Origin of the sequence: Pseudomonas sp. W15Feb34 (assembly GCF_023127765.1) — a bacterium.
In the GTDB taxonomy this organism is placed as follows: Bacteria; Pseudomonadota; Gammaproteobacteria; order Pseudomonadales; family Pseudomonadaceae; genus Aquipseudomonas; species Aquipseudomonas synxantha_A.
Map to the genome: position 1 here is coordinate 1 of NZ_SPKN01000025.1, position 12657 is coordinate 12657.

The window sequence follows — 12657 nt, forward strand, 5'->3', positions numbered from 1 at the left end:
CCAAGCCAGCCGCTAAAACTGCAGCCGCGAAACCAGCAGCCAAGCCAGCCGCCAAACCTGCTGCCGTCAAACCAGCAGCCAAGCCAGCCGCCAAACCTGCAGCCGCGAAACCAGCAGCCAAGCCAGCCGCTAAACCTGCTGCTGCCAAACCAGCAGTCGCCAAGCCAGCCACTCCAGCGGCACCGGCAGCATCCACCGCTCCAACCGCATCGGCCAGCACCACGCCTGCACCGGTAGCGCCAAGCACCACCCCAGCCAGCGCTTCCTAAGCGTCGGTGGCCGCGACGCGCAGCGCCTGCAGCGCGTCGTGGTCAAGGTTGGCGGCTTCGGTCGCCAGGCCTTCAAGCCATTCGTACTGACCCACCACCTCATTGATCGGCCATGCCTGCGCCAAGGTTTCCAGGCGCGCCAGCAGTGTTCGTTCAGCCTCCAGCTCCAGGGCTTTGACCCGCTCGCGCAACGATGCCAGCTGCGTATCCTGCTGCGCCAGGGCTCGCCATTGCACGCGCAGGTATCGCAACGGTTCGACAACCTGCACCCGCCACGGACGGGCAAGCTGTTGCAGCGCCTGCACCCGCTCAGGTGTATGTGCCACACCGCGCCGCTCCAGCCAGGCACCACACAGCAGCAGGCATACATCCGCGCCTTGTTCCTGCAAACGCAGGCAAGCGGCCTCTACACCCGAGCGAGCGTAGGTAGAAAGGGCAAAGCTCCACAGGTCAGCGCACATATTCACACCCAAGCCAGCGGCCAACGAAGCTGGTAGACTCCGCCGCCATTATGATCCGACTTCAAAGCCTAACATTACAGCGTGGCCCGCAACGTCTTCTCGAAGACGCCGAGCTGACCCTGCACGCCGGTCACAAAGCCGGCCTGATCGGTGCCAATGGCGCCGGCAAATCCACGTTGTTCGCCTTGCTGCTCGGTGAGCTGACCCCGGATTCCGGGGACTGCCTGCTGCCGGCCGACTGGCGCATCGCCCATATGCGCCAGGAGATCGACACCCTGGACCGCATCGCGATCGACTACGTGCTCGATGGCGACCTGCGCCTGCGCCAGGTGCAACACGACCTCGCCGAAGCCGAAAAAGCCCAGGACGGTGCCGCCCAGGCCCGCCTGCACGCCGAGCTGGACAGTGCCGACGGCTACACCGCCGACGCCCGTGCCCGCAAAATGCTCGCTGGCCTTGGCTTTACCAACGAACAGATGGACCGCCCGGTCGCCGACTTCTCCGGCGGCTGGCGCATGCGCCTGAATCTGGCCCAGGCACTGATGTGCCCCTCCGACCTGTTACTGCTCGACGAACCGACCAACCACCTGGACCTCGATGCGATCCTGTGGCTGGAAGATTTCCTCAAGAGCTACCAGGGCACCTTGCTGCTGATTTCCCACGACCGGGATTTCCTCGACGCCGTGGTCGACAACATCGCCCACGTCGAGCAGAAGAAAATCACCCTCTACCGTGGCGGCTACACCGCGTTCGAACGCGCACGCGCCGAACGCCTGGCCCAGCAGCAACAGGCCTTTGAAAAGCAACAGGCGCAACGTGCGCACATGGAAAGCTACATTGCCCGCTTCAAGGCCCAGGCCACCAAGGCCCGTCAGGCCCAGAGCCGCATCAAGGCGCTGGAGCGCATGGAAGAACTGTCGGCGGCCCACGTCGATTCGCCGTTCGATTTCGTGTTCCGTGAGTCGGTGAAGATCTCAAGCCCCCTGCTCGATCTGTCGGACGCTCGCTTGGGCTACGGCGACAAGACCATCCTGGAGAAGGTCAAGCTGCAGCTCACGCCGGGCGCACGCATTGGTTTGCTCGGCCCCAACGGCGCGGGCAAGTCGACGCTGATCAAGAACCTGTCGGGTGAGCTTGAGCCACTGGCTGGCCGCCTGACCCGTGGCGAGAACACGGTGGTGGGCTACTTCGCCCAGCACCAACTGGATTCGCTCGACGCCAAGGCCAGCCCGCTGTTGCACCTGCAACGCCTGGCGCCCACCGAGCGCGAGCAAACCCTGCGCGACTTCCTCGGCGGTTTCGACTTCCGGGGGGCGCGTATCGACGAGCCAGTGCTGAATTTCTCCGGGGGCGAAAAAGCCCGACTGGCCCTGGCCCTGATCGCCTGGGACCGTCCAAACCTGCTGCTGCTCGACGAACCGACCAACCACCTGGACCTGGAGATGCGCCTGGCACTGACCATGGCCCTGCAGGAGTTCAGCGGTGCGGTACTGGTGGTGTCTCACGATCGCCACCTGCTCAAGAGCACCACCGACAACTTCCTGCTGGTGGCCGACGGCAAGGTCGAAGAATTCGACGGCGACCTGGACGACTACGCACGCTGGCTGACCGATTACCGCCTGCGCAATGCGCCGGCCAGCAACACCCCGGTCAACCCGGACAAGACCGACAAGAAAGCCCAGCGCCAGGCCGCCGCCGCGCTGCGCCAGCAGCTGGCGCCGCACAAGCGTGAGGCCGACAAGCTGGAAGCCGAGCTGGGCAAGGTGCACGAGCGCCTGGCCAAGATCGAAACCAGCCTGGGTGATAGCTCCGTGTACGAGGCGGCGCGCAAGGATGAGCTGCGTGACCTGCTGGCCGAACAGGCCAAGCTCAAGGTGCGCGAAGGGCAATTGGAGGAAACCTGGATGGAGGCCCTCGAACTGCTCGAAACCTTGCAAGCGGAGCTGGAGGCGCTGTCCTGATGGAAGCGTTGCAACTGCCGGTACCGGCGCAATGGGTCGAGCCCGTATGGATCGGCGTGCAAATCCTGCTGATCCTGCTGGCCGGCTACCTGGCCCAGCGCTTCGTCGCCAAGGGCCTGACGCGCCTGGGTGAGCGTTACCCGTTCCCGCCGCAACTGCTGATGCCCCTGCGCGGCGGCTTGCGCTGGCTGATCATGGGCAGTGCGCTGATCTTTGTGCTGGGGCGCCTGGGGGTGTCTGCCACGGTGTTGTGGACGGCGCTGTCAGGGTTTGTCGCGGTAGCGGCAGTGGCGTTCTTCGCCATGTGGTCGGTGCTGTCCAACCTGTTGTGCGCAATTCTGATCTTCACCGTCGGGCCGTTCCGCCTTGGGGATATTGTCGAGTTGGTGGACACCGTCGACAAACCCGGCGTGAAGGGCCGGGTCGTGGCGATCAACCTGCTTTACACCACATTGATCGAAGTAGAAGAAGCCGGGACCAGCAGCGCGATGGTGCAAGTGCCTAACAGCTTGTTCTTTCAGCGCTCGGTGCGCCGTTGGCCTGGCACCCATGTATTTCCGGGCGACCGCTAGCGTCTACATCTTGTAAAAAGCTATAGCCAGCCTCCGGTCGGTAGAGTTAGCTTAAGGCACAATCGCTGACTCCCTTCTGAGGTGCGCAATGGCTCTCGACACATGGCTGGCCTTTTTCCTGGCCAGTTGGATCATCTCCCTTTCTCCTGGCGCCGGTGCTATCGCCTCGATGTCCAGCGGCCTGCAATACGGTTTTGTCCGTGGCTACTGGAACGCCATTGGCCTGCAACTGGGCCTGGCGATGCAGATTGCCGTGGTCGCGGGTGGCCTGGGGGCCATTCTGGCGGCGTCGTCTACCGCGTTCTATGCGATCAAATGGTTTGGCGTGGCCTACCTGGTGTACCTGGCCATCAAGCAATGGCGCGCCCTGCCCATGGACATGACCGATGATGCCGCCGTGCGCCCGATCGGGAAGCCGATGGCGATGATGTTCCGCGGCTTTTTGGTCAACGCCAGCAACCCCAAGGCCTTGGTGTTCATGCTGGCGGTGTTGCCGCAATTCGTGAACCCGCAGGCGCCGCTGTTGATTCAGTACCTGATCCTCGGTGCGACCATGATCAGCGTCGATATGATCGTGATGGCGGGTTACACGGGGTTGGCGTCGAAAGTCTTGCGTCTGTTGCGTACGCCTAAACAACAGAGGCGCGTAAACCGCACATTCGCCGGCTTGTTTGTTGGCGCTGCCGGCTTCCTCGCCAGCCTGCATCGCGCTACTGCGTAATTGCCGAAACCGAATCGAAATGTGGAAGGGGCAAGCTCCCTCCCACATTGGATTTAGGGGTGATATGAAATAACACCTTGAGTCGAATTCATTAAAGCTCAACAATAGTGTTACTTCGTATTTCCACTTGAGATTCATTCATGACTGCCCCTTTCCGCTTTCTTGCGTGGCTGCTGTTGCCGGCGCTGATGTCGTGCAGCTTCAATCTCTTGGCCGCGACCGCCGAAGGCGCGCCACAGGCCCTGCATTTGCTGGATTACATCGGCGCCGACTACCCGCCTACGGTAGAGGCAGGCAAGGTGGTAGACGACTCGGAATACCGCGAGCAGGTGGAGTTTCTCGGAGTGCTGCAGGGTTTGGTGGCTGATCTGCCCGACAAACCCGAGCGCGCTGAGTTGATAAGCGGCGTTAATGAATTGCTGGCGGCGGTCACCGCCCATCAGGACGGCGCGAGCGTGGCCCGCCAGGCTCGTCAGTTGGGCGCCAAGCTGGCCGTGGCGTATGAAGTCAGCCAAGCACCGGCCATCACGCCGGACCCGACACGCGGCGCGCCGCTTTATGCCCAGCATTGTTCGGTGTGCCACGGCACTGTCGGCGCCGGTGATGGTCCGGCTGGCATGGGCATGACGCCGCCCCCCGCTAACCTGCGTGACGCCACGCGCCTGGATCGCTTGAGCCTGTATGCGATCTACAACACCCTCGGTCTGGGTGTCGAAGGCACTGATATGCCGTCGTTCGCTGACCAACTGGACGATCGCCAGCGCTGGGACCTGGCGACCTATATCGCCGGTTTCACCGCCGACCCGGCTGCCGCCAAAAGCGAGCAGGCGTTCAACCTCGCCGACCTGGCGCGCCAGACCCCCAATGAAGTGCTCGCCGCTGACGGCCCTGGCGCTGCGGCGACGTTCCGCGCCCAGCGTGCTCAGCCGCCACAGGTTCAACGTGGTCCCGCGCAGTTGCTCGACTACACGGCCGCCACGCTGGACAAGAGCCTCGCGGCTTTCCGCAACGGCGACCACGAGCAGGCCTATGATTTGTCCGTCGCTGCCTACCTGGAAGGCTTCGAGCTGGTGGAAAGCTCCCTGGATAACGTCGACGCCAATGTGCGCAAAGACACCGAGAAGGCCCTGATGGCCTATCGGCAATCGTTGCAGGATGGTTTGCCTATGGAGCAGGTGCAGCAGCGTCTGGACGTTGCCAAAGGCAAACTCACTGAATCCGCCGGCTTGCTGGGCGGCGATGGCCTGAGCTGGTCATTGAGCTATATCTCTGGCCTGCTGATCCTGTTGCGCGAAGGCCTGGAAGCGATTCTGGTGCTGGCGGCGATCCTCGCCTTCCTGCGTAACACCGGCCAGCAGTCGGCGGTTCGCAGCGTCAACGTCGGTTGGGGCCTGGCGCTGTTGGCAGGCTTGGCTACGTGGGCCTTGGCGGCGTATGTGATTGACGTCAGCGGGGCCCAGCGAGAACTGCTCGAAGGCTGCACGGCGCTGTTCGCCAGCGTGATGGTGCTATGGCTCGGCGTGTGGATGCACGACCGGCGTCACGCGGCGGCCTGGCAGGATTACATCAAGAGCAGCCTGGTGGGCGGCGGCGGCCGTTTCGGTTTTGCCGTGCTGGCGTTCTTCTCGGTTTATCGCGAGCTGTTCGAAGTGATCCTGTTCTACGAAACCCTGTGGCTGCAGGCCGGCCCTGCCGGGCACAACGCGGTGCTGGCCGGTGGTGCCACTGCGCTGGTGCTGCTGGTGGGCCTGGCCTGGGTGATCCTGCGTGGCTCGGCGAAGTTGCCGTTGGCGCTGTTCTTCGGCATCAACGCTGCGTTGCTGTGCGCACTGTCGGTGGTGTTCGCCGGGCACGGTGTCAAGGCCTTGCAGGAGGCGGGCATCTTCGGCACGCGGCCGGTGGCGTTTTTTGACTTCGACTGGCTGGGCATCCATGCCGATGCGTATTCGTTGGGCGCGCAGGCTGTGGCGATCCTGGCGATTGTGGTGCTGTATGGCCGCAGCCGGCTGACCGAGAAGCGCCGGGCGGCGGCGTAGCATGCGGGTATGGATCGACGCCGACGCCTGCCCTCGGGCGGCCAAGGACCAGGTAGTGAAGTTTGCCCTCAAGCGCCAGTTCGAGGTGGTGCTGGTGGCCGGGCAGAGCCAGATCAAGCCGAGCTTTTCCTGTGTGAAGCTGATCGTGGTGCCCAGTGGCCCCGACGCGGCCGATGATTACCTGGTTGAGCACGCCGTACCCGGCGAACTGGTGATTTGCAGTGACGTGCCCTTGGCCGATCGGCTGGTGAAGAAGGGCGTCACGGCCCTCGATCCGCGAGGTAAGGAGTTCAGCCCTGCGAACATGAGTGAGCGCCTGGCGGTGCGCAACCTGTTCACCGACCTGCGTGAGCAAGGTCAGATGGGCGGCGGACCACCGCCCCATGGCGAGAAGGATAAGCAGGCGTTTGCCAATGCCCTGGACCGAATCCTTACACGTCTTATGCGCCCAGCCTGACCTGTGGCGAGGGAGCAAGCTCCCTCGCCACAGGCGCCTACCCGTCAGTCGTTCTCGTGGGTCAACTCCAGCACCCGATCCACCAACTTGTTGATCCCTGACGCCACTTCACTGATGTTCTTGCCGAGCATATACGCCGGCGTACTGACCAGCTTGCGCGCCTTGTCCTCGACGATATCTTCCACCGTGCATTCGTGGTGCGTGGCGCCCATCTTGTCCAGGGCAGCCGCTGTGTCGGCATCGTTACCGATGGTGCAGGTCACGCCAGGGCCGTAGATCTTCGCGGCCAGGGCCGGAGAGATGCAGATCAACCCCACCGGCTTGCCTGCTTCGGCAAACGCTTCAGCCAGTTCCAGCACCTGCGGGTTGACGCTGCAGCCGGCGCCCTCCACGGCGAAGTTCGACAGGTTCTTCGCTGCGCCAAACCCGCCCGGCACGATCAGGGCGTCGAAGTCGGCGGCATTGGCTTGGCCAATATCCTTCACTGCGCCCCGGGCGATACGCGCAGACTCCACCAGCACATTGCGCGACTCGGGCATTTCTTCGCCGGTGAGATGGTTGATCACGTGCAATTGCGCAATATCGGGTGCAAAGCATTCCACTTGAGCGCCGCGCTGGTCCAGGCGCAGCAACGTGATCACGCTCTCGTGAATCTCTGCGCCGTCGTATACGCCACAGCCGGAAAGGATCACTGCAATCTTTTTGCTCATGGGCATTTCTCCTGATTCATGGCGTTAAATGTCTACTAATTTGTAACCTGTTGCCAATGGGATCTCACGTCGCTGCACCTAATCTTGATGTAACAAAAATAGACCGGACTAGCCCATGGACTTTGTGCCTTACGCAGTACCGTTTTTTATCGCCCTGATCGTCGTGGAGCTGCTGGCCGACCGTTGGCGCGGTGCACGCAACTACCGAGTAGCGGACGCCATCAACAGCCTCAGCACCGGTGTGCTGTCCACCACGACCGGTTTGCTGACCAAGGGCGTGGGCCTGTTGACCTACGCGTTCGCCCTCAAGCACCTGGCGCTCATCGAGTTGTCGGCCCAGAGTGCCTGGACCTGGGTGTTCGCCTTTGTGTTCTATGACTTCTGTTATTACTGGCTGCATCGCATGGGCCATGAGCGCAATATCCTGTGGGCCGCGCATTCGGTGCATCACCAGAGCGAGGACTACAACCTCACCACCGCCTTGCGCCAGACCAGCACCGGTTTTCTGCTGAGCTGGATCTTCTACCTGCCTCTGGCTGTGGTCGGCGTGCCGCTGGTGGTGTTTATCAGCGTGGCTTCGCTCAACCTGTTGTATCAATTCTGGGTCCATACCCGCCACGTTCCCAAGCTGGGCTGGTTTGAGTGGTTCTTCGTGACGCCGTCCAATCATCGGGCCCACCACGCACAGAATGCTCTCTACATGGATCGTAACTACGGCGGGGTGTTCATTATTTGGGACCGGCTGTTCGGTACTTTTCAAGAGGAAGACGACAACGAGCCGGTGATCTTTGGGGTAACCACACCCCTGGCCAGTTGGAACCCGCTGTGGGCCAACCTGCAGTTTTATGCGCAATTATGGAGTGACGCCCGGCGCACCGAGAGCTGGTGGGACAAGTTGCGCATCTGGTTCATGCGCACCGGCTGGCGCCCGGCGGACGTCAAAGCCAAATACCCGATAGCCAAGCCGGACCTGAGCCAGTTTCGCAAGTTCGAAGTGCCTTTGGATGCGCGGCAGCAGGTCTACATCGCCTTGCAATTTGCTGCTTATGTGGGCTTTGGCAGTTATCTGATGAATTTCGGTGAGGGCCTGCCTACGGCGGCGTTGGTGCTCGGCTGGGGCGCGATGGCCCTGGGCCTGTTTACGTTGGGGGTGGCACTGGAGAATCGCCCATGGGCGTTGAAGGCCGAGCTGGCGCGCCTGGCGCTGAACCTGCCGTTGGTATGGCTGGCGCCGCTGGTCGGCTTGTGGCCTGCCAGCCCTCTCGCCTGGCTGGGCCTGGCGAGCTACAGCCTGCTCAGCGTGATTGGTCTCTACTGTTGCAGAGGCCGTTTTACTCGGTTGGCGTCTTAGGCGTTTCGACCGAGGCTTGCTCGACAGCCTGTCGCGCCTTGGCCTCGGCACACGCTTGGCGGGCGATGCGAGCATTCTTGAAGCGACGTCGCAGCCACAGGCCAAAACCCAGCACCAGCAAGGCGCCCAGTACCCATAGCTCGTACTTCTTGACGCTGCCGAGCATACCTTCCAGCACCGCACCGAAATGATAGGCCGCAGCCCCCAGTGCAGCGGCCCAGATCGCCGCACCAATACCGTTGAGGATCAGGTAGCGCATCGGCGGGTAACCGGACAGGCCGATCGCCACGGGCATCACCGTGCGCAACCCGTAGACAAAGCGAAAGCTCAGTACCCAGATATCCGGGTGCTTGCGGATATGCTCCAGTGCCTTGTCGCCCATCAACTGCCAGCGCGGCTTGCGTGCCAGCAGCTTGCGGCCGTGCTTGCGCCCCATGTAGTACCAAAGCTGGTCGCCGGCATAGCTGCCAAAAAAGGCAACGACCACCACCAGGTTGATATCCATGTAGCCACGAAACGCCAGGAAGCCTGCGAGTACGAGGATGGTCTCGCCTTCGAAAAATGTGCCGAGAAAGAGGGCAAAGTAGCCGAAGTCATGCAGAAATTGTTGAAGCATGGTCTGGGGTGCTGGCGAAATGAACGCGCAGCCTACGCCTTCACGAAGATTCATGAAAGTATCGAGATGTGTCACGAAGTGAACAATTCCTACATAAATGACGAATGCGACTACAGGTCGCATCGATAAGCACAACTGTCATTCCTTCGTCATAATGGCCGCTTATAACTGCAACGCTCGCCCGTAAACGCGGGCTCAGGAGTCTGTCGTGAGCTTTACCCCTGCCAATCGCCTGTTCCCCGCCACTCGTCTGCGTCGCAATCGTCGTGATGATTTTTCTCGCCGCCTGGTACGTGAAAATGTACTGACGACGAACGATCTCATCCTGCCGGTCTTTGTGCTCGACGGTGAAAATCGTCGGGAAGCAGTCGCCTCGATGCCGGGTGTGGAGCGTTTGACCATTGATCAGTTGCTGATTGAGGCGGCCGGTTGGGTCGAACTGGGGATCCCGGCACTGGCGCTGTTTCCGGTGACCCCACCGCAGCTCAAGTCTCTGGACGCCGCCGAAGCCTGGAACCCGCAAGGGATCGCGCAGCGCGCCACCCGTGCCCTGCGCGAGCGCTTCCCGGAGCTTGGGGTGATCACTGACGTGGCGTTGGACCCGTTCACCACGCACGGCCAGGATGGCATTCTTGACGAAGAGGGTTATGTTCAGAACGACAGCACCGTCGATGCACTGGTCAAGCAGGCTTTGTCGCACGCAGCGGCGGGCGCCCAGGTGGTTGCGCCGTCGGACATGATGGACGGGCGTATCCAGGCGATTCGCGAAGCCCTTGAGCTGGCCGGTCACGTCAATGTACGAATCATGGCCTACTCGGCCAAATACGCCAGCGCCTATTACGGCCCCTTTCGCGATGCGGTGGGGTCGGCGCTGAACCTGGGCAAGGCCAACAAGGCTTCGTACCAGATGGACCCGGCCAATAGCCAGGAAGCGCTGCACGAAGTGGCGGCCGACCTGGCCGAAGGCGCAGATATGGTGATGGTCAAGCCCGGGATGCCGTACCTGGACATCCTTTATCGGGTCAAAGAGGAATTCAAAGTGCCGACCTTTGTCTATCAGGTCAGCGGTGAATACGCCATGCATATGGCGGCGATCCAGAATGGTTGGTTGAGTGAAGGGGTGATCCTCGAATCCCTGACTGCCTTTAAACGTGCCGGCGCTGATGGCATTCTGACCTACTTCGCCGCCCGCGCTGCCCAATTGCTTAGAGAGCAACAATAGCCCTCACAGGAACACTCGATGAATACCGAAGGACTCTCCGAAGTTGCCGTAAAAGACGCTCACCCGGTGGTTGAACAAGTTTCCCAGACCCCGCCGGAGCTGGAGCCTGCCCCGCCAGCGGTGGTTGCCGAAGCACCTGCGCCGGCACCGGTGGCCGTGGTCACCAACCTGGATGACAGCAGCCTGTACATCCATCGCGAGTTGTCACAACTGCAATTCAACATCCGCGTGCTGGAGCAGGCGCTGGATGAGTCCTACCCGTTGCTGGAGCGGCTGAAATTCCTGCTGATCTTCTCCAGCAACCTGGATGAGTTCTTCGAGATTCGCGTTGCCGGCCTCAAGAAGCAGATCACCTTCGCCCGTGAACAAGCCGGGGCCGACGGCCTGCAACCGCACCAGGCGTTGGCGCGCATCAGTGAGCTGGTACATGGTCATGTGGACCGCCAGTACGCAATCCTCAACGACATCCTGCTGCCGGAACTGGAAAAGCATCAGGTCCGCTTCATTCGTCGTCGTCACTGGACCGCCAAGATCAAGACCTGGGTGCGCCGTTACTTCCGGGACGAGATTTCGCCGATCATTACCCCCATCGGCCTGGACCCTACGCACCCGTTCCCACTGCTGGTGAACAAGAGCCTCAACTTCATCGTCGAGCTTGAAGGTATCGATGCCTTCGGTCGCGATTCGGGTCTGGCGATTATCCCGGCCCCGCGTCTGTTGCCACGCATCATCAAGGTACCGGAAGAGGTAGGGGGCGCTGGCGACAACTATGTATTCCTGTCGTCGATGATCCATGCTCACGCCGATGACCTGTTCCAGGGCATGAAGGTCAAGGGCTGCTACCAGTTCCGCTTGACCCGTAACGCCGACCTGGCACTGGATTCCGAAGACGTCGAAGACTTGGCTCGCGCCCTGCGTGGCGAGCTGTTCTCGCGGCGTTATGGCGATGCGGTGCGTCTGGAAGTGGCGGATACCTGCCCTAAACACCTGTCGGACTACCTGCTCAAGCAGTTCAACCTCGCCGAATCCGAGTTGTATCAGGTCAACGGCCCGGTGAACCTGACGCGCCTGTTCAGCATTACCGGCCTGGACAGCCATCCGGAGCTGCAATACAAGCCGTTCACGCCACAGATCCCGAAACTGCTGCAAAACAGCGAGAACATCTTCAGTGTTGTGAGCAAGCAGGACATTCTATTGCTGCACCCCTTCGAGTCGTTCACCCCAGTGGTCGACCTGCTGCGCCAGGCCGCCAAGGACCCGCATGTTCTGGCCGTGCGCCAGACCCTCTACCGCAGTGGCGCCAACTCGGAAATCGTCGATGCGTTGGTGGATGCTGCGCGTAACGGCAAGGAAGTCACCGCGGTGATCGAGTTGCGTGCGCGTTTCGACGAAGAGTCCAACCTGCAACTGGCCAGCCGTCTGCAAGCGGCCGGTGCGGTGGTGATCTACGGCGTGGTCGGCTTCAAGACCCACGCCAAGATGATGCTGATCCTGCGCCGTGAAGCCGGTGAGATCGTGCGCTACGCCCACTTGGGTACCGGCAACTATCACGCCGGCAACGCCAAGCTCTACACCGACTACAGCTTGCTGACGTCCGACGACGCGCTGTGCGAAGACGTCGGTAAGTTGTTCAGCCAGTTGATCGGCATGGGCAAGACCCTGCGCATGAAGAAACTGCTGCACGCCCCATTCACGCTCAAGAAGGGCATGCTCGACATGATTGCCCGCGAGACCCAGTTTGCCCTCGACGGCAAACCGGCGCACATCATCGCCAAGTTCAACTCGCTGACCGATCCGAAGATCATCCGCGCGCTGTACAAGGCCAGCCAGTCGGGCGTGCGCATTGATTTGGTGGTGCGTGGCATGTGCTGCCTGCGCCCGGGTATTGTCGGCGTGTCGCATAACATCCACGTGCGCTCGATCATCGGCCGCTTCCTGGAGCACACCCGCGTGTTCTACTTCCTCAACGGCGGTGAAGAGCAGATGTTCCTCTCCAGCGCCGACTGGATGGAACGCAACCTCGATAAACGTGTGGAGACCTGCTTCCCGGTAGAAGGCAAGAAGCTGATCATGCGGGTCAAGAAGGAGCTGGAAAGCTACCTTACCGACAACACCCACAGCTGGAGCCTGCAGTCGGACGGGCGTTATGTACGCAACACCCCGACCGGCAACCAGAACCCGCGCAGCGCGCAGGCGACGTTGCTGGAGAAGTTGGGTAGCCCGATTCTTGCGGTGAACTAAAACCCAGCACCAGCAAGGTCTAAAAAATGTGGGAGGGGGC

The 12657-nt window shown here is 61.5% G+C and carries 12 protein-coding genes; 9 read left to right on the forward strand and 3 right to left on the reverse strand.

What is annotated here, in order from left to right:
* Nucleotides 1-269: hypothetical protein (locus tag E4O97_RS10805; protein ID WP_248130667.1), on the forward strand; the 269-nt coding region annotated here is incomplete at its 5' end.
* On the opposite strand, the gene E4O97_RS10810 is transcribed toward E4O97_RS10805, so the two are convergent.
* Entirely contained in the window at nt 266-730 is a 465-nt protein-coding gene (locus tag E4O97_RS10810; RefSeq protein ID WP_216090469.1) for a TIGR02444 family protein, read from the reverse strand. The genes E4O97_RS10805 and E4O97_RS10810 overlap by 4 nt on opposite strands.
* Before the next feature lie 50 nt (nt 731-780).
* On the opposite strand from E4O97_RS10810, the gene E4O97_RS10815 reads away from it, so the two are divergent.
* The 5 genes from E4O97_RS10815 (at nt 781) to E4O97_RS10835 (ending at nt 6477) form a co-directional block, all read left to right on the forward strand.
* Nucleotides 781-2691: an ATP-binding cassette domain-containing protein gene (locus E4O97_RS10815; protein ID WP_078822612.1), complete on the forward strand. Its 1911-nt coding sequence runs from the start codon at nt 781-783 to the stop codon at nt 2689-2691.
* Nucleotides 2691-3263: a mechanosensitive ion channel family protein gene (locus E4O97_RS10820; RefSeq protein WP_005792426.1), complete on the forward strand. Its 573-nt coding sequence runs from the start codon at nt 2691-2693 to the stop codon at nt 3261-3263. Before E4O97_RS10815 ends, E4O97_RS10820 begins: the two co-directional genes overlap by 1 nt.
* A gap of 88 nt (nt 3264-3351) precedes the next feature.
* Nucleotides 3352-3984 carry a LysE family transporter gene (locus tag E4O97_RS10825; protein ID WP_248161358.1) on the forward strand — a complete coding sequence of 211 codons (633 nt, stop codon included), beginning with the start codon at nt 3352-3354 and terminating at the stop codon, nt 3982-3984.
* 140 nt (nt 3985-4124) lie between these two features.
* Nucleotides 4125-6020 carry an FTR1 family protein gene (locus E4O97_RS10830; protein ID WP_223017770.1) on the forward strand — a complete coding sequence of 632 codons (1896 nt, stop codon included), beginning with the start codon at nt 4125-4127 and terminating at the stop codon, nt 6018-6020.
* Nucleotide 6021: 1 nt separating this feature from the next.
* Complete coding sequence (locus tag E4O97_RS10835) at nt 6022-6477, forward strand: YaiI/YqxD family protein (RefSeq protein ID WP_078822610.1); 456 nt, start codon at nt 6022-6024, stop codon at nt 6475-6477.
* Nucleotides 6478-6521: 44 nt separating this feature from the next.
* On the opposite strand, the gene elbB is transcribed toward E4O97_RS10835, so the two are convergent.
* On the reverse strand, nt 6522-7187 hold the full coding sequence (elbB, locus tag E4O97_RS10840; protein WP_005792422.1) for an isoprenoid biosynthesis glyoxalase ElbB: 666 nt from the start codon (nt 7185-7187) through the stop codon (nt 6522-6524).
* Between the two features lie 115 nt (nt 7188-7302).
* Here elbB and E4O97_RS10845 point away from each other — a divergent pair, with 115 nt between their 5' ends.
* A complete protein-coding gene (locus E4O97_RS10845) occupies nt 7303-8538 on the forward strand; it encodes a sterol desaturase family protein (RefSeq protein WP_032878799.1) in 1236 nt (411 codons plus the stop codon).
* Here the strand turns inward: E4O97_RS10845 and E4O97_RS10850 are convergent.
* Nucleotides 8519-9154: a DedA family protein gene (locus E4O97_RS10850; protein ID WP_032881179.1), complete on the reverse strand. Its 636-nt coding sequence runs from the start codon at nt 9152-9154 to the stop codon at nt 8519-8521. The genes E4O97_RS10845 and E4O97_RS10850 overlap by 20 nt on opposite strands.
* A 208-nt stretch (nt 9155-9362) precedes the next feature.
* On the opposite strand from E4O97_RS10850, the gene hemB reads away from it, so the two are divergent.
* Together hemB and ppk1 are read left to right on the forward strand one after the other, a co-directional pair.
* Nucleotides 9363-10376 (forward strand): porphobilinogen synthase, encoded by a 1014-nt coding sequence (gene hemB / locus E4O97_RS10855; protein WP_216090465.1) that lies wholly within the window; start codon nt 9363-9365, stop codon nt 10374-10376.
* A gap of 18 nt (nt 10377-10394) precedes the next feature.
* Nucleotides 10395-12617 carry a polyphosphate kinase 1 gene (gene ppk1, locus E4O97_RS10860; protein ID WP_005792418.1) on the forward strand — a complete coding sequence of 741 codons (2223 nt, stop codon included), beginning with the start codon at nt 10395-10397 and terminating at the stop codon, nt 12615-12617.
* Nucleotides 12618-12657 lie beyond the last annotated feature (40 nt).